The sequence below is a fragment of the Candidatus Merdisoma sp. JLR.KK006 genome, from assembly GCF_036941035.1.
Taxonomy (GTDB): domain Bacteria; phylum Bacillota; class Clostridia; order Lachnospirales; family Lachnospiraceae; genus Laedolimicola.
In genome coordinates this window covers 112,670-129,139 of record NZ_JAYMNS010000007.1, presented here as the reverse complement: position 1 = coordinate 129,139, position 16,470 = coordinate 112,670, and the positions used below count along the sequence as shown (strand labels likewise).

At 44.1% G+C, this 16,470-nt stretch carries 22 protein-coding genes; 5 read left to right on the top strand and 17 right to left on the bottom strand.

Annotated elements, in window-relative coordinates; translation table 11 throughout:
- Nucleotides 1–14: 14 nt before the first annotated feature.
- The 4 genes from VSQ61_RS08225 to VSQ61_RS08210 are packed head-to-tail and all read right to left on the bottom strand — an operon-like array spanning nucleotide 15 to nucleotide 1,200.
- A complete protein-coding gene (locus tag VSQ61_RS08225) occupies nucleotides 15–191 on the bottom strand; it encodes a hypothetical protein (RefSeq protein ID WP_334343956.1) in 177 nt (58 codons plus the stop codon).
- A 2-nt stretch (nucleotides 192–193) separates the two neighbouring features.
- Nucleotides 194–448, bottom strand: coding sequence for a hypothetical protein (locus VSQ61_RS08220; RefSeq protein ID WP_334343955.1), 255 nt, complete (start codon nucleotides 446–448; stop codon nucleotides 194–196).
- A gap of 16 nt (nucleotides 449–464) precedes the next feature.
- On the bottom strand, nucleotides 465–941 hold the full coding sequence (locus VSQ61_RS08215; protein WP_334343954.1) for a helix-turn-helix domain-containing protein: 477 nt from the start codon (nucleotides 939–941) through the stop codon (nucleotides 465–467).
- A gap of 55 nt (nucleotides 942–996) precedes the next feature.
- Nucleotides 997–1,200 carry a helix-turn-helix domain-containing protein gene (locus VSQ61_RS08210; protein WP_334343953.1) on the bottom strand — a complete coding sequence of 68 codons (204 nt, stop codon included), beginning with the start codon at nucleotides 1,198–1,200 and terminating at the stop codon, nucleotides 997–999.
- Between the two features lie 156 nt (nucleotides 1,201–1,356).
- Between VSQ61_RS08210 and VSQ61_RS08205 the strand changes: the two genes are divergently transcribed.
- Nucleotides 1,357–1,551 carry a hypothetical protein gene (locus tag VSQ61_RS08205; protein ID WP_334343952.1) on the top strand — a complete coding sequence of 65 codons (195 nt, stop codon included), beginning with the start codon at nucleotides 1,357–1,359 and terminating at the stop codon, nucleotides 1,549–1,551.
- Here the strand turns inward: VSQ61_RS08205 and VSQ61_RS08200 are convergent.
- Nucleotides 1,543–1,854: a hypothetical protein gene (locus VSQ61_RS08200; protein ID WP_334343951.1), complete on the bottom strand. Its 312-nt coding sequence runs from the start codon at nucleotides 1,852–1,854 to the stop codon at nucleotides 1,543–1,545. The genes VSQ61_RS08205 and VSQ61_RS08200 overlap by 9 nt on opposite strands.
- A 123-nt stretch (nucleotides 1,855–1,977) precedes the next feature.
- Between VSQ61_RS08200 and VSQ61_RS08195 the strand changes: the two genes are divergently transcribed.
- The 3 genes from VSQ61_RS08195 to VSQ61_RS08185 are packed head-to-tail and all read left to right on the top strand — an operon-like array spanning nucleotide 1,978 to nucleotide 4,267.
- Nucleotides 1,978–2,352: a helix-turn-helix domain-containing protein gene (locus VSQ61_RS08195; protein WP_334343950.1), complete on the top strand. Its 375-nt coding sequence runs from the start codon at nucleotides 1,978–1,980 to the stop codon at nucleotides 2,350–2,352.
- 39 nt (nucleotides 2,353–2,391) lie between these two features.
- On the top strand, nucleotides 2,392–3,174 hold the full coding sequence (locus VSQ61_RS08190; RefSeq protein ID WP_334343949.1) for a hypothetical protein: 783 nt from the start codon (nucleotides 2,392–2,394) through the stop codon (nucleotides 3,172–3,174).
- Nucleotides 3,161–4,267 carry a site-specific integrase gene (locus tag VSQ61_RS08185; protein WP_334343948.1) on the top strand — a complete coding sequence of 369 codons (1,107 nt, stop codon included), beginning with the start codon at nucleotides 3,161–3,163 and terminating at the stop codon, nucleotides 4,265–4,267. Before VSQ61_RS08190 ends, VSQ61_RS08185 begins: the two co-directional genes overlap by 14 nt.
- Before the next feature lie 152 nt (nucleotides 4,268–4,419).
- On the opposite strand, the gene VSQ61_RS08180 is transcribed toward VSQ61_RS08185, so the two are convergent.
- The 6 genes from VSQ61_RS08180 to cls all read right to left on the bottom strand — a co-directional run bounded on the left by VSQ61_RS08180 (nucleotide 4,420) and on the right by cls (nucleotide 10,873).
- Nucleotides 4,420–4,545, bottom strand: coding sequence for a putative holin-like toxin (locus tag VSQ61_RS08180; RefSeq protein ID WP_302143573.1), 126 nt, complete (start codon nucleotides 4,543–4,545; stop codon nucleotides 4,420–4,422).
- Nucleotides 4,546–4,780: 235 nt separating this feature from the next.
- Nucleotides 4,781–6,322: a glutamine-hydrolyzing GMP synthase gene (guaA, locus tag VSQ61_RS08175; RefSeq protein WP_334343947.1), complete on the bottom strand. Its 1,542-nt coding sequence runs from the start codon at nucleotides 6,320–6,322 to the stop codon at nucleotides 4,781–4,783.
- A 175-nt stretch (nucleotides 6,323–6,497) separates the two neighbouring features.
- Complete coding sequence (locus tag VSQ61_RS08170) at nucleotides 6,498–7,820, bottom strand: MATE family efflux transporter (RefSeq protein WP_334343946.1); 1,323 nt, start codon at nucleotides 7,818–7,820, stop codon at nucleotides 6,498–6,500.
- A gap of 89 nt (nucleotides 7,821–7,909) precedes the next feature.
- Complete coding sequence (gene spoIIID / locus VSQ61_RS08165) at nucleotides 7,910–8,167, bottom strand: sporulation transcriptional regulator SpoIIID (protein ID WP_334343945.1); 258 nt, start codon at nucleotides 8,165–8,167, stop codon at nucleotides 7,910–7,912.
- Nucleotides 8,168–8,250: 83 nt separating this feature from the next.
- Nucleotides 8,251–9,345 (bottom strand): trigger factor, encoded by a 1,095-nt coding sequence (gene tig, locus VSQ61_RS08160; protein WP_334343944.1) that lies wholly within the window; start codon nucleotides 9,343–9,345, stop codon nucleotides 8,251–8,253.
- A gap of 43 nt (nucleotides 9,346–9,388) precedes the next feature.
- Nucleotides 9,389–10,873, bottom strand: a complete 1,485-nt coding sequence (cls, locus tag VSQ61_RS08155) for a cardiolipin synthase (protein ID WP_334343943.1) — start codon at nucleotides 10,871–10,873, stop codon at nucleotides 9,389–9,391.
- A gap of 126 nt (nucleotides 10,874–10,999) precedes the next feature.
- Here cls and VSQ61_RS08150 point away from each other — a divergent pair, with 126 nt between their 5' ends.
- Nucleotides 11,000–11,440, top strand: coding sequence for a hypothetical protein (locus tag VSQ61_RS08150; protein WP_334343942.1), 441 nt, complete (start codon nucleotides 11,000–11,002; stop codon nucleotides 11,438–11,440).
- Between the two features lie 59 nt (nucleotides 11,441–11,499).
- Here VSQ61_RS08150 and VSQ61_RS08145 read toward each other — a convergent pair whose 3' ends face one another.
- The 6 genes from VSQ61_RS08145 to VSQ61_RS08120 all read right to left on the bottom strand — a co-directional run bounded on the left by VSQ61_RS08145 (nucleotide 11,500) and on the right by VSQ61_RS08120 (nucleotide 16,454).
- Nucleotides 11,500–11,949, bottom strand: a complete 450-nt coding sequence (locus VSQ61_RS08145; protein WP_334343941.1) for a YwiB family protein — start codon at nucleotides 11,947–11,949, stop codon at nucleotides 11,500–11,502.
- Between the two features lie 5 nt (nucleotides 11,950–11,954).
- The gene (murI, locus tag VSQ61_RS08140; RefSeq protein ID WP_334343940.1) at nucleotides 11,955–12,779 is read right to left on the bottom strand and encodes a glutamate racemase; all 825 of its coding nucleotides are present in this window, start codon (nucleotides 12,777–12,779) and stop codon (nucleotides 11,955–11,957) included.
- Nucleotides 12,780–12,898: 119 nt separating this feature from the next.
- Complete coding sequence (locus VSQ61_RS08135) at nucleotides 12,899–13,159, bottom strand: hypothetical protein (RefSeq protein ID WP_334343939.1); 261 nt, start codon at nucleotides 13,157–13,159, stop codon at nucleotides 12,899–12,901.
- Between the two features lie 61 nt (nucleotides 13,160–13,220).
- Nucleotides 13,221–13,898, bottom strand: a complete 678-nt coding sequence (locus VSQ61_RS08130; protein ID WP_334343938.1) for a GntR family transcriptional regulator — start codon at nucleotides 13,896–13,898, stop codon at nucleotides 13,221–13,223.
- Complete coding sequence (gene ispE, locus VSQ61_RS08125) at nucleotides 13,891–14,781, bottom strand: 4-(cytidine 5'-diphospho)-2-C-methyl-D-erythritol kinase (RefSeq protein ID WP_334343937.1); 891 nt, start codon at nucleotides 14,779–14,781, stop codon at nucleotides 13,891–13,893. The genes VSQ61_RS08130 and ispE overlap by 8 nt, the downstream gene beginning before the upstream one ends.
- Before the next feature lie 134 nt (nucleotides 14,782–14,915).
- On the bottom strand, nucleotides 14,916–16,454 hold the full coding sequence (locus VSQ61_RS08120) for a DUF3794 and LysM peptidoglycan-binding domain-containing protein (protein WP_334343936.1): 1,539 nt from the start codon (nucleotides 16,452–16,454) through the stop codon (nucleotides 14,916–14,918).
- Between the last annotated feature and the right edge of the window lie 16 nt (nucleotides 16,455–16,470).

The following is a 16,470-nucleotide window of genomic DNA, read 5'->3' as shown; positions in this document are numbered from 1 at the left end:
TCTGCCTCTCTTCGTTAAACCTTTTCGCATTCTATCTCACCCAATCGTAAAGCATACTGTCCCGTTTCCGGATTTATGCGAAGCTGTTTTTCGAAAAAATCCTCTTGCTTTTCGGCTTCTTTCTCACAATCGCAGTGCTCTCCCGGATCCAACGCAGCTCCACACTTTGGGCATGTCCTATAAAATGCCATGCTCATACCTCCCTCATTTCTATAATTGAGTCAACTACTTCAATAGGTATTCCAAATTTATCCGCAAATAGATATTTGCTAGCTTTTCCCTGTCCATACTCAAATTGACCTTCTTTTTTTGCCAGCTGATTCACTGCACGAATAATTTGATAAGCCTTATTGTCCTTACATCCAATAAGCTTCATGACGTCTGCTACTGTTACGTACGTTGTTAATGCTGCGCCTAGCACTCCTGGAGCTGTCGCTAATGCTCCCATACAATTCCTCCTTAACTCATAGATTCTTTTTTACCCAAACTTTCAAGCTCTGTGCTACCTGCTCCAACTCATCAAGCGTCCCAAGAATCTTGTCTAGCTGTGGTCTTTCTGATTCATCAATCACGCCATCCTCTGTTATATCCAACAAAAGATCTTTGGTTTCGCCTAGTTTGCGGAATGCGGCAAGTGCCTTAATTGAAATCCGATCCAAATCTTCTAATTCCAACACAGGCATATCTCCACCAAGTGGACATAACTCTCTACAATAATAATTGCGAAGTTCTGGCGCATTATACAAATCTGCCATCTTCAAAACCATATCCGGTGGTACAACTTTTGTTATCCCAAGTTCATAATCTGAAAGTGTTGATACCGATATTCCCAGCAGTTCCGCAGCACCATCCTTAGAAAATAGCCTGTCATTATATCTTGCTGCTTCTAATCTTGCTTTGCAGAACGGATTGTCCGCTGCTTTTGTTGGGCGTCGTCCCATTTATTTCTCACCTCCATGCTCTATAATGTACTTATACCCATAGTCAATTGATTCTTCACCGTTCCAATGCAATATCAACATCTAAAGCATTACTAATAGCCTGTACCGTTTCATCAGGTGCATATATCCGGCCATTTATGATGGATGATATGTAGGTTCTGGATAGATTTGTCTCTTTGCTTACATCCTCTAATTTTTTACCCAGAACAACCATTTGGATCTTGCACTGTTTTCCCCATGGAGATAATTTTCTCTTCATTCCTTTGCTCCTTTCGTATTTTTTTCTTTAACAAGTTGCAATTATGTGTTAAAATTTATGCAATCAAAGTGTTAATGAAAAAAGGAGTTCCATGTCTGCTTATAAACTAATTTATGAGCAAGATAGACAGGCTGGCGGAAGGAGAATTTGCAATATATGCAGAAAATTGTTACCGGTTACTGTCCCACCTTAGATAACGAATGCAGCATTCAAATCACCTATCTTGATGCCTCAACTTTAGAAAAGCAGGGTTTTGTGAAAGGTCGTTTTCTGTGCAAGCACTCCGTTTATGCATCCTGTCATGTATCCAGTTGTCCAATTTTTGAAGCTGCACCAGAAACTTTACAATAGACCTTTATCCACTAATTCATTTAACTGATCGAGGGTTAAAAATCCGGCATCAATCAGTTTGTCTGATGATACGTAGAACGGATGGTAAATCTCCGGTAACTCAAAAACTTGGGCTGTATCTATGGTGATACATTCAGTCATAAGTTCAATTTTTAAAATGGGAAAACTCCTTACGGTTTTGTCATGTAAAAATTCAATACTTTTGACCCCGTGCAGTTCTTCACCATCAACATATACTTTTGTTAAGGCACCCCTATTTTCAATACGAACACTTGGGAGGTTATTCTCTTTCGAACGTCTCACTTTTATTACCTCCTTTCGATTAGTTAAATTTTTACTTTTTTATTGCAACTTGTTGTTTGATGTTTTTATAACAATAGCTTATTTGCTATTTGTCAATAGCTTTTATGCTACTTTGGAGAATTTATGACCTTATTAGAACGGATTAAATTTCTTGCCAAACAGAAAAATACTAATATAAAAAATATTGAACTTGTTTTGGGGCTTGGCAATGGTACTATGCGACGATGGGATAATAGTCCTCCCTCTGCTGACAAATTACTGAAAGTAGCAAATTTGCTAAACACAACCATGGACTATTTAATGACTGGAAATGCTCTCTCTAGCCAAATACTTACTTTAGAAGATGAAGAATGGTTATCACTCATCCACCAACTTCCGTCCAAAGCTCAGTATGAATTTCGTGGAGAACTAAAAGGATATATAAAACGTATCAATGAGGAATCTGTTGCAGCAGATAAGCCAATGAAAAAGACAGGAACTACAAACATGGGAAAATAATACCCTTCGAATGGTACCGAAGGGATAAAGAAAAGTAAAATGGATAAACTTCAAATTGTTATTCCAAGCAGACCAAAGCCCTGCCTCAAAGATGCTTATAATGGATACTATGGAACTTTAAAAGAGTTTCGTCCATTAAGAGTGAAATTTTGGAAAAATCGTTCCTCTATGTACAATGATGCTTCTCTGCTTTGTTCCACATTTCCTGTACATATTTTGCCATCAGCACATAATGGATTTTTAAATGAATTTTATATGCAAAATCTTAGAGAATGCTATAAATATTCTAATATCTGGAGAACCCTAGAATTTTACACCCGAAATTGGAAGTACTGTGAATATTATATTGGAGCAGACCCTGTATATCATAATGAGCTTGATTGTTATATAATGAATATTCTTAAAAATGTTGTTTTTCCAGATATAAAAATACTTGATCCTGAAACAGAATTAAAGACTCGACGTGGAAAATGGATTCATGAAAAGCTTCTCTATAATATTGTTGAAAATATATTTTCTACCTGCACTGTACTATACCACTACCGGGCACAATGGCTGGAAGGTCTGGAACTTGATATTTACATTAAAGATTTCAAAATAGGTATTGAATATCAAGGGATTCAGCATTTTGAGGTTATTGAGCATTGGGGAGGCATAAACGGATTAAAACAGCGTCAATTTAATGACTCAAAGAAAAAAAGATTATGTGAAATCCACGGAATTACACTTATATATTTTGATTATACTGAACCAATTACTACTTCTTATGTAAAAAATAAAATGTCGAATGTTATACGGGAGAAATTCCATGCCAGCCTATAAATATATCCTAAAAGACGGAAAGACTGTCCGGTGGCGTGCAAAATTTTACACAACAGACTGGACCGGTACTAAAAAACAGATATGCAAAAGAGGCTTCAAAACCCAGAGAGAAGCTAAGGAATATGAACGCCTTTATCTAGATCAACAAAACAATACCAGCGATATACTCTTTTCTTCTCTTGTAGAAAATTATCTGGAAGATATGGCCCACCGCCTGAAACCTACCACAATGGAAAATAAGTGTTTCATCATAAAAGGAAAGCTACTACCCTACTTTGGGAATCTGAAAGTATGCGATATCGACACTATCAAGGTCCGAAAATGGCAGAATGAACTGATATCCTATCGGGATGAAACTGGGAAGCCGTTTTCCCAGACATACCTTAAAACGGTCAATAATCAGTTGTCCGCCATTATGAATTATGCTGTGGCCCATTACCGGCTCTCTGCCAATCCATGCCGGGCTGCCGGCAGCATGGGGAAGAGCCGGGCCGAAGAAATGAACATATGGACACAGGCGCAGTATGAGCAGTTTTCCAGCGCTATACAAAAATCTTCTGTGAAGCTGGCCTTTGATGTACTGTTCTATACCGGGATGCGCTCCGGGGAACTGCTGGCCCTTACCCCTGCCGATATCCTCCCTTCAAAGCGAATCGATATCAATAAAAACTATGCAAAAGTAAATGGGGAAGAATTATTCCTGGAGCCAAAGACGCCCAAGGCCAAGCGGTGCATATCCATACCCGATTTTCTATACGATGATATCCGGGAATATGTGTCAAAGCTCTATGGGATTGAAAAAGGGGACCGGATATTCTATTTCACAAAATCTGCCCTGGATAAGGAGATAAAGCGGATTGCCGCCAAAGTAGGGCTGCCAATTATAAGAGTCCATGATCTGAGGCACTCCCACGCCAGTATGCTAATCGAAATGGGCTTTGCCCCATTGGAGATTGCGGACCGGCTGGGGCATGAATCCGTGAAGACCACGCTGGACACCTATTCCCATCTTTACCCGGACAAGGATCAGCAGCTGGCGGACCGGCTCAATCAGTTCCGGAGGGCATTGCCGCCGGAAGAAGAATTCTCTTGAACTTTCTGCCGCTTTATGCTATCCTTTAACTAAAGAAGGACGCCTGCTCCAACAGACGCCCTTCAGGAGCCCCACTCCAAAGGTGGAGTTTCCCAAGCGGACTATTTACCTCTCAGTGAGAGGCGCCCATCCTGGTTGCAACAGGGTGGGCATTATTTTTTTCGCTTGTGGTCCTTGTCTCTGTCGAGAAAGGCAAGCAACGCTATAACGAAGCTACCGAAAGCAATCAGCAAGCCGATCACCCCTATGAATATCAAAATGATATCTGCAGCTGTCATTGGCGCCACCTCCCTTCCTATGTATTCCGGCAAGCCGGTCATTGGCTCGGGAGGCTACCACCCCTGTCATGGGTTCCATGAATGGATTCTACCACAATACAACAGGAATTTCAACAGCGCCATTTTAGAGGGTAATAAAAGTACGAACTTGATTTTCGAGTGTCATATTAGTGTCACAAAGAAAATAAAAATACCGGAAACCCCTATTTTATAAGGTTTCCGGTCAAAATGTCCCCTATTCGAACTCTATAGTCCCAGGCGGCTTAGAAGTCAAATCAAAAAATACCCGATTCACTCCCTTCACCTCATTAACAATCCTACTCGTCACCCTAAACAGCACCTCATAAGGAATCTGAGCACACTCCGCCGTCATAAAGTCACTGGTATTCACAGCCCGAAGCGCCACCGCATAGTCATAGGTCCGAAAATCCCCCATAACCCCCACAGACCGCATATTCGTAAGTCCGGCAAAATACTGCCCAAGCCCTTTATCAAGCCCAGCCTTAGCAATCTCTTCCCGATAAATCGCATCCGCATCCTGCACAATGCGGACCTTCTCCTCCGTAACCTCGCCAACAATCCGCACACCAAGCCCCGGACCCGGGAACGGCTGACGATAAACCAAATATTCTGGAATCCCCAGTTCCAACCCAGCCTTACGCACCTCATCCTTAAACAGCATCCGAAGCGGTTCAATAATCTCCTTAAAATCCACAACTCCCGGCAAACCGCCCACATTATGATGAGACTTAATCACCGCAGACTTCCCAAGTCCGGACTCAATCACATCCGGATAAATTGTCCCCTGTACCAAAAAGTCCACAGCGCCAATCTTCCTGGCCTCTTCCTCAAATACACGAATAAACTCTTCCCCGATAATCTTCCGCTTCGTCTCCGGCTCTGTTACCCCCTTAAGCTTATCATAATACCTCTGCTGAGCATTCACCCGGATAAAATTCAGCTCATAAGGCCCCTCCGGTCCAAAGACTGCTTCCACCTCATCTCCTTCATTTTTCCGAAGAAGACCATGATCCACGAACACGCAAATGAGCTGCTTCCCAATCGCCTTAGATAGCAAAACCGCTGCCACCGAAGAATCCACACCTCCAGATAAAGCACAGAGTACCTTTCCACCTCCGACCTTGTCCCGGATCTGCCGAATCGTCTCTTCCACAAAAGAGCCCATCTGCCAGTCCCCGGAGCATCCGCACACCTCATATACAAAAGCCCTGAGCATCTTCTGCCCCTCTTTGGTATGCATCACCTCCGGATGAAACTGCGTCGCATACAACTTCCTCTTGGGACACTCCATAGCCGCCACCGGACACACTGGCGTATGTGCCGTAATTCGAAAACCCTCCGGCGGCGTCTCAATATAATCTGTATGACTCATCCAAACAGCTGTGGTTTCCTCCACATCCCGAAACAGCACAGAGCTCTTATCTACCCGAACCTCTGTATGGCCATACTCGCTGACCGGCGCCGTCTTTACTACTCCGCCCAAAGTGTAGGCAATCACCTGAGAGCCATAGCAGATTCCAAGAATCGGTACACCAATCTCAAAAATTTCTTTCTGGTAATGGGGTGATGTCTCTTCATAAACACTGTTGGGACCACCTGTGAAAATGATCCCTTTCGGATTCATTTCCTTAATCTTGTCCAAACTTATGGTATAAGGATGCACTTCACAGTACACACCACATTCTCTGACTCTGCGGGCAATCAACTGATTGTACTGACCGCCAAAATCCAGTACGATAACCATCTCTCTATTCAACCTATTTTCCTCCTGTTTAAGCTCCATGATATTCAAAAGATACACTCTTTATATAAAAGTATTTCCAACCATAGAGCCATGTGTCCGTATGTCTTTCCGTGTTCTCTCTTACTCTTTCTAAATTATATGAAATACCTGCGGTCATTACAAGCCCAAAGTAATCATTTTCCAATGGTTAAAACCGAATCTCCTGCCACTTTCCTCTCCAGTACCGAATGACAAACAGAATTGCACGGAACAGCCAGTCAATAGTCATAGCAACCCAGATTCCAAATACTCCCCACTGAAAATATTTCCCTAACAGGAAGCTGAAACCAATCCGGAAAATCCACATAGAAACCAGGCTGACAATCAATGTTATCTTCACGTCTCCTGCCGCTCTCAGCGTATTTGGCAGACTAAAAGACAGAGGCCAGATTATCATACAGCAAAAGGCATGATAAATCAGAATCTTTGTAGTCAGCTCCCCGGTAGCCGCAGATAAATGATAGGCCTTCACGATTAACGGACAAATGAAAATAACAATAAGATTTACCAGCCACATGCCTGCATAGATATATTTCAAGAGCAGCTTCGTATAATATCTCGCCTCATCATAACGTTTTGCTCCCATGCACTGCGAAACTACCGTTACAATAGCATAACCAATGGCCATACCCGGAATAATCTGAAAAAGCGCAATATTATTTGCCACCGCATTTGCCGCAAGAGCCGTGGTTCCAAAGCTGGTAACCAGGCTTAACACCATAATTTTTCCAAGCTGAAAGACACTGTTTTCCAAGCTGTTTGGAATCCCGATAAAACATATTTTCCGTATGATTTTCCTCTGGGGACGCAGCTTCTCCCCCCTGCGCAGATGGATATCAAGTCCCTGGTTACGCAGAAGCATGGTGATAATCACTGCAGCCAGCATCCGGGACACAAGGGTTGGAATCGCCGCTCCCTCCACTCCCATTTTCAGGCCGTAAATCAGGAGCGCATTTCCCACAATATTAACGCCATTCATAATCAGCGATACCAGCATCGATGTCCGGGAATCGCTCATGGCGCGGAAAATAGCAGCTCCTGCATTGTAAACAGCAATAAAAGGAATAGAAAAAGCCGTGATCAGCAGATAAATTCTGGCATCTGCCATGACATCCGCTTCAATCCTTCCAAATACATGACTTAAGATCCACGAACGCCCTGCCAGAAGCATGAGCATAATTCCTATGGAGGACAAGGATACAAACAGCAAAAGCTGCTCTGCTGCCTCACAGGCACGCTCCTTAGAACCTTCCCCAAGGCTGTGCCCCGCAACAACGGCGCCCCCTGTAGCCAAAGCCGTAAATAAATTGATCAGCAGCACATTCATAGTATCCACCAGTGATACACCTGATACGGCTGCTTCGCCCACGCTGGAAATCATAATCGTATCCGCCATTCCCACAGCCACCAGAAGAACCTGCTCTATGATCAATGGCAGAATCAGCTTTCTCAAATCCTGCTTCGTAAACATTTTCACACTCTCCTCATTGGTATCTTGCCTATCCACAAGCTTTATCCCTCTATTCTAGCAAGTTTCATACAAATGTCAACGGATTTTCCCTATACATTCTTTTGATGAAGATACTTTTCCTTAGTAGCCATTCCTCCCCGAATATGACGCTCCGATTTGTTGATATCCAACACGATTCTGGCCTGCTTTGCAAGGGCCGGATTGATATGAACCAGGCGCTCCGCTACGTCTTTATGTACGGTAGACTTGCTAATCCCAAATCGCTTAGCCGTCTGCCGCACCGTTGCATTGTTCTCTATGATGTAATTAGCGATGGCCACCGCCCGTTCTTCGATATATTCCTTCAAGGTGATCCCCCTGAGAACGTTTTTTACATCTTATGAGGGAAAAAACGGGATTATGCCAGCGGTTCAAAATGTATGGCGCAAATCTAAATCTCCACCGCCTGACCCACTACAAAATCAACTGTTTTATCATAAAGCAGACCATCTTCTATAGCTTCACGTCCATACTGCTCTTCAAAAGCTTCCGGACTCTCCGCACCATATTCCTCTGCCAGTCCTTTTAATCCTTCCTGATATTCCTCTTCTGTCAGGCTGATTCCCTCCGCAGCACTAACCGCATCAATCACCAGTTGGATTTTCAGCTGGTTTTCTGCCTGTTCCATTGCCCGCTGCTCAAACTCATCCTCAGAAATGCCATTCATATAATATTGTAAAAAGTCCGCCAGCTCCATACCGGAAAATGAAGCATACATCTGATATTCCTGCACAATATTTGTTTTTAAGCCTTCTAATTCCGTTTCATCAAATTCAAACTCAGAATCCTCAGCAATAGCCTGAAACACCTGATATTGCCACTCAGAAGGCTTATTCTGAATCTTTTCATTCTCCAGCTCTGCCCTTGTTCCTTCTTTATATGCATCTATAGAATCGTAGCTTGTATATTTCTGCACGAATTCGTCTGTCCATTCCGCATCCATATACTCTACAATGCTATGCACAGTGACCTCAAACACCACATCTTTTCCGGAAAAATCCGGATTGGGCTTGTAGGGATCCGGAAATGTCAGGTTCAACTCATACGTATTGCCAATCTCTTTTCCAACCAGTCCCTCTTCAAACCCTGCAATAAAGGAGCCTGAGCCTATAGTCAGATCATAGCCCTGATCCTGAGAACTTCCCCCTTCAAAAGTTTCTCCATCCATCCGGCCCACAAAGTCAATGTTGACCGTATCCCCTTCCTCTATGACAGTCTTACCCTCTACCGGCTTTGTGGCCGGATAGAAGGCCAGCAGTGCGTCAATCTCTGCCTGAATCTCATCTTCTGTTACCTCTGTACTGACCGCCTCAGCTTTTACACCTTTATAGTTTCCCAGCTTTACCACTTTGCTTTTATGTTCTTCACTTTCTGCAGAGGCTTCATTCTTTGCACTGTCCTGTTTCTCATCTTTCTTATTTCCGCAGGCGGCGGTTAATGCCAAAACACCCGCTAATACCAATGTCAAAATCCATTTCTTTTTCATAATCTTTCTCCTCCATTTTTCATCTTCATATTTTACAAGTATTCTATAAAAGCGGTGAAAACAGTCTGGAAAACTGTTCTTTGAAGCGCACCAGATAAGACCTCTTTCCATAAAGCTCCCTCGTCACTCTGGTACAAGATTTCAAATCCTCCAAAAATAAAGCCTCTAGCTGTTCTGCCGTCTGTACACTGTATACTACCGCATTTACCTCAAAATTCAGGCAAAAACTCCGAATATCCATATTGGCTGTTCCATAACAGCTTACCACCCCATCTACCACCATTCCTTTGGCGTGAAGAAAGCCATTATCATAGGTATAGCATTTTGCTCCGGCTTCCAGCAAGTCCCCAATGTAAGAATAGGTAGCCCAATAGACAAAAGGATGATCCGGCTTACAGGGAATCATTACACGCACATCCACGCCGGACATAGCCGCAATGCGGATAGCATTCATGACTGTTTCATCCGGAATAAAATAGGGGGTCTGAATATAAATGTTCTTTCTGGCTTTGCTGATCATTTTCAGGTAAACATTCCGGATATTCTGCCACTTGGAGTCCGGACCGCTGGCAACAATTTGAACGGCCGCACCTCCCTTGCATTCTTCTTTATATTCCTCAAAATACCGATCTGTTATAAAAAGATTCTGCTTTGTGGCATAATTCCAATCCAGAATAAAGCGGATATGCAAAGAGAGTACCGCAGAACCCCTAATTTGTAAATGGGTGTCTCTCCAATATCCAAATTTTGGTTCCATTCCTACATACTCTCTTCCAATGTTAAATCCGCCCACAAAGGCCGATTTCCCATCAATCACCACAATCTTCCTGTGGTTGCGATAATTCATTCGAAGCTGCAGCCGTCCGAGAAGAGCCGGGAAAAACTCTCCCACCTGAATGCCTGCCTCTTTCATGCGCTTCCAGTCACTTTTCCTCATGGTTCTGCTTCCCATGCTGTCGTAAAGGAGGCGAACTTCCACCCCCTGCTGCACTTTTTCTATCAGAAGCTTTTCAAAGGGCTGCCATAATTCATCATTTCGGATAATGTAATATTGGATATGAATATATTCTTTTGCCTTCTGCATCTCCTCGTAGAGTGCCCGAAACTTCTCCCTCCCGTCAGTATATATCTCAATATGATTGTCCGCACTGTACACTGCGTCCGCCGCTTCCAGGTTCATCAGCACCACATCCAGATACTTCCGCAGTCTTGGATCCTTAGGTTCAAACTCATCCCGGATAATAACTTCTTCCTGCCTGCTTATGGCAGAATACATAGCGTCCTCAATCTCCTTGGTTCGGAACATATGCTGCTTATGGAAGTCGTGCCCAATCATAAAATATAGGAAAATCCCCAAAATAGGAATAAAATACAGCAAAAGAAGCCAGGTCCACACAGTCCGTGGTTCCCGGCGTTCAAAAAATACAATTGCAATAGACAAGACAATATTGATAAAAATCAGATGATCCATCCAGAATCCCAGAATCTGAAGGAATCCACTCCATAAACCTCCAAGGATAACAAGCATTGTGCTTTCTCCTCTCTTACTTTCTACTGCAAAGCCTTACCAGTTAGTATATCATTTTCCCTTGCGCTTTACCAGAAAAACTGTTATAATATCTTTTATTTGAAGTACGCAGGAGGATTTTAATAGATGTCAACACTTAGTATTGTCTTAATTGTTATCATTGTCGTTCTAATCGCCGCACTGGTAGCATTATATTTCTTTGGGAGAAAGGCACAGCGAAAGCAGGCTGTTCAGCAAGAGCAGATGGAAGCCATTGCCCAAACTATCAGTATGCTGGTCATTGATAAAAAGAGAATGAAGATTTCCCAGTCAGGGCTTCCGTCCCAAGTAATTGAACAGACTCCAAAACTGCTGCGCTGGAACAAGCTTCCTATTGTAAAAGCTAAGGTTGGCCCCAAGGTAATGACTCTTGTCTGTGATGAAAAAGTATTTGATCTGATTCCTGTCAAGCGTGAAGTAAAGGCGGTAGTCAGCGGAATTTACATCAGTGCTGTTAAAAGCGCAAGAGGAGGATTAGAAACTCCTCCGCCTAAGAAAGGCTTTTTCAAACGCCTGTTTAAAAAGTAATACTATCTATAAGTAAAATGCTGGGCTCATTGTCCAGCATTTTTATCGCTTTGATTCCATTATTGCTGCAACCGAAAATTTCCGGCATCCTTGGACTTCACATTCAATTGAATGGAACAGTCTGCCAGATACTGATCATTCACATCCAAAGAGTAATTCACCTGAACATCAATATCCTTGTCACTCTCTTCAATCTGAATCCGATGAGCCATAATCCCTATGGTCAGATTTCCAAAAGGTGTGGCATAACAGGTAAGGTTTTTCCTGTTCTTTTCAAATACCATATGCACATTGGAAATGCCTTTCTTAATAACCTCCAGGCTTTCCTCCCCGATTTTCACCGTATTGTGTATATGTCCCGAACAGCCCTCTATCATCTCATCATACAAAATATAATGCTTTCCGTTTCGATGATAATAGTCCCCTGCCGTAACAATTTCTATTGGAGTCTCCCCCTCCCCATCTATCAGCTGCAATCCGGCAATGGTAAGCAGTACTTCATTTGTCATAGTCTTTAAAACTCCTCTATCTGAATCTGTCGTGTACTTGTAATATCAAAAGGCAAAATGGAATTGGCAAATGCCTTGAACCTCTCTGCCGCATCGCTTACAAAAAACTCATAAGGGTTCTCCCCTGTCTTATTGTGCCCCTGATTGTCTATATGCTCCTGTAAAAGAAGCTTGCGCAGGCTGATGGCCGTTTCATAAGCAGGGTTTACCAGATTTACACCTTCTCCTATGACCTTTCGTACTGTAGACCGAAGCAGCGGATAATGGGTGCATCCCAAAATCAAAGTATCCACCTGCCGCTCTTTCATCTCTTGAAGATACCTCTGAGCCACAGCCTCCGTAATGGGATCCTTCCACCATCCCTCCTCGGCAAGAGAAACAAAAAGGGGACAGGCTTTTTCAAATACACGGGCATCCGGCCGCAGGCTTTGTATGTAATCACGGTAAATATGGCTTCCTACCGTTCCTTCCGTTCCAATCACTCCAATATTGCCGCCAGACGTTTCTCTGGCTGCCACCCGGGCTCCCGGCTTCACCACACCAATAATAGGAAGATCCACCTCCTGCTGAAGCGTTTCCATGGCATAAGCACTGGCTGTATTACAGGCAATCACCAGTGCCTTAACATTCCGCGTTTTAAGAAAGCGGACAATCTGTCTGGAATAGCGGATAACTGTATCCTTAGATTTCGTTCCGTAAGGCACCCTGGCCGTATCTCCAAAATACACAATCCGCTCCTTGGGAATCTGACGCATAATCTCACGAACCACCGTCAGTCCCCCCACGCCGGAATCAAAAACTCCTATAGGAGCTTCTCTTACTTCATTCATGGTCTCCTCCTATTTCGGCTTCGCAGCACCCTTACAGAACACCTTTTCCTTCATTAGTCCCATCCTCCAAGATTTATAAACGAAACTGTACACTGGTCTCAATGCCGATTTTTACTGCATCACTCATTCAAAAATGTTAAATATTTAAAACAAACTTTTACCTGGAGCTCTGCCCTTGCACTGTCAGTATCTTCCTCCCCGACAGCCTCCATAGCCCCTGACAGACAATATTCCGGATAAATACCACCCCACCAGGCCATCTGAGCCAGGGGCGCCGGGCTGCACACTGGAAACCGTCTGGCACACATACACGTGCCTGCGCCTCCAATTATCATTGATAAAATTAAAAGCAGCAATTGTATCCGATTTTTATTTTTCATGGTTCTCCTCCTGGTTTGCAATAATTCTTATCCTTCAGAGGATTGCCATATTTTTCCTTATCTATACCTGTTGTTCCCGTATTCCTGCCAGAATTGCTGCCTTCTGATTGTCAATATGCTTACAGATTGCTGCCCCCACAGCCTTCTTGTCCCCATTTTTAATAGCCGCATAAATCTCTTGATGCTCCTGGCAGAGCCTTTCATGGCTGCCCTTATCCTTCAAGTATTCCAGCCGATAACGGTACATCTGCTCTCGCAGATTATTTAAAATCGTAATCAGTCTGGCATTTTCCGTAGCCGCATATATAATTTCATGGAATCTGACATCCGCTTCCGCCAGAAAGTTCACATCCTCCGTCTCCTTCAGACGTCCAAATTCCTTTCCTGCCTTTTTAAGCTCCTCCAATAGTTCTGGCGTAATCCGTTCACAGGCCACTTCACCCGCCAGAATTTCTAATGTGAGCCGCACCTCCAGCACATCCTTCAGATCCTTCTCCGTGATACTGGCCACCGCAGCCCCCCTGTGCGGAATCATTACCACCAGACCTTCCAGCTCCAGCTTCCGAATCGCTTCCCTGATAGGCGTACGGCTCACTCCCAGCCGCTCTGCCAGATGAATCTCCATCAAACGTTCCCCGGGTTTTAACTCTCCATGGAGAATAGACTGTCGAAGAATCTGAAAAACCACATCTCGCAAAGGAAGATATTCATTAATTGTTGTATGGATCTCCTTACTCATACTTTATCCTCCTATTATTGTAAGGTGTTGTCAGGAAAATCTGTTTTGCCAGACGTCCCCGTTTCAGAACCCCATATGCCCGCTTAGCTGACTGCCTGCTTTCAAAAATCCCAAACACCGTCGGACCGCTTCCACTCATCAGCGCAGTCAGAGCCCCGCACCCCAGCATAGTCTCCTTCAGCTTCTGAATCACCGGATAGGCTGGTATCGTAACAGTCTCCAGCACATTCCCCTGATCCATATGTTCTGCAAGCTCCTTAAGATTTTGAGCCTTCAAAGCGGCCAGCATCCCATCAATATCCGGATGATATTCAAGCTCATTCGCCTTCAAATTTTCAAAAACAAACCGTGTGGAAACCCCAATCCCAGGCTTGGCCACCAGAATCGTACAAGGCGGCATAGGAGGAAGCGGACTCAAAACCTCACCAATTCCTTCTGCCAATGCTGTTCCCCGCATAATACAGTAAGGCACATCCGCACCAATTTGCACTCCCCTCTGCATCAACTCTTGCATAGACAATCCCAGATCATACATGCGATTCATTCCAAAAAGCACAGCCGCCGCATCAGAACTCCCCCCGGCCATTCCGGCCGCTACCGGAATATACTTCTTTAGCTGAATAGAAATCCCCCCAGGCAATCCAAACTCCTCCCACAAAAGCTTAGCCGCCTTAAAAACCAAATTATTCTCATTTTCCGGCAGATAATACAGGTTTGTCCGAACTCGAATCCCTTCTTCCCGCCTTTTCTCAAGCTGAAGCTGATCAAAAATATGTACGGTCTGCATAATCATCCGAACCTCATGGTACCCATCCTCTCTGCGCCGCAAAACATCTAATCCTAAATTAATCTTTGCCAGCGCCCTCAACTGCATCCTATCCATACTCTGCCATCCTCTGTTTGTATTTTCTCTGTTTTTTGTATACATAAAAGTATAACAAACTTCCCCCTAAAGCGCAACCGTCAAAGTCAGGGGCTGCCAGAAATAAGGCAGCCCTCTCCCCCTATTCCATCACATTAAAGATTCTCCATCTGCTTAACCAGCAAAAGCTTCTGCCCCTGCCTAATCTGATCCGTTCCCAACTCATTCAACTGACAGATCCAATCCACCGTAGTATGGTAAGCCTTCGCTATATCCCACAGCGTATCTGCCGGCTGCGCCGTATAGATTAAAAATCCCGGCAGTCCCTTTACCGCATCCATATCCAAAGGGCGTTCCTCCACCTCCGAAATATGCTGCATAGAAATCCGGTTCAGCACCAAGGCATTTACCAAAACAGCTGCCTTCACCTCCAGTTCCCCGCTATTCACCATAGTAACCGAAAGCTGATCCAGCGAAGTCTGAAGATAATAAATACTATTCTTTTCTATCCCCGGAGCCTCAACAAGATGTTCAAAGGGTACTATTCCCTTCAGGCATAGGAACGGATGGTTATCATCCGATGTCACATACAAAACTTGGATAGAGATAACACCCTCCACCAGCAATCCGTCAGCCGTAATCGTGCTCTCATCCACCTTAACCTCACCCCGGCTGTGACAAATCTGGAGAATCTGTACCTCCGGGCTTCCTGTCTTCATCCGATCCGCCACCCGGCATTTAGATGCATTGCATACCAGCAAACTCTCATATGTTGTAGGAGCCGTAATCAGTTCCAACTCCCGAACCGGACTGTAGAGATCACAAATCATACTTAAATGCTCTTCCTCATAAATCTGAATATCCAGCTCCAGCACTGCATCCAGATTCAGCACCCGCAGTTCTCCGTCATAATCCGGCTTTAACTCCAAATCACTGTGAGCCAGCATAATTCCCAGATTCCCCAGCATTCCCTCCTGGCATCCGCTCACATCCACATGACTGCTAAAAGGAATCGCCTGTTCCAGCCAATAAGCCTTCCCATTTTCCTCTTCACCCTCATACAGAACAAAAACCAGCAATTCTCCCTTAACCAAAATCTCACCTTCTCCAAGCCTGAGCTCCGTCCCCTGCATAGTCACATCCTGCCAGAGCAGTTGACGGATATTGGGCTTGTTAGCCGGTAAGATAATTTCATCCTTAATCCGACAAGTATCCTTTTTCCGGACTGCCAGACCTGCTGTAGACAGATGGCTTGTTTTCACCTGCACTGTATCTGCATCTTCTACTTCTACCGGCACTTCCACGTCAAATAATTCCTCCACAGCCAGTTCCAGTGTTACAATCGTCTTAACACTCAGCTTTCTGGAATTAATAAGTGCCGAGGACACATCCTCCAGCATCCATTTCAATCGAAGGCTGTCTCCGTCCTTTGCGTCCTCCACATTCATCATTTCCTCAAAGGGTATCTGTCCCTGTATGCTATGTAATCCGCTCTCCGGCCCTTCCTCCATATAGAGCACAGAAAAATTCAGAGCTCCCTTCACTTTTACCCGGCCAGCCTCTACCCGGACATCTCCAATCTCAATGCTTCCCTTTTCCTGAATAATCATACCGGCATCCGGCATGTTGTCCGGAATATTATAGTCATCATCCAGCGTCATCTGACTGACTGCTTTTCCTTTTTGCCGATTCATATGTATATTTCTGCGA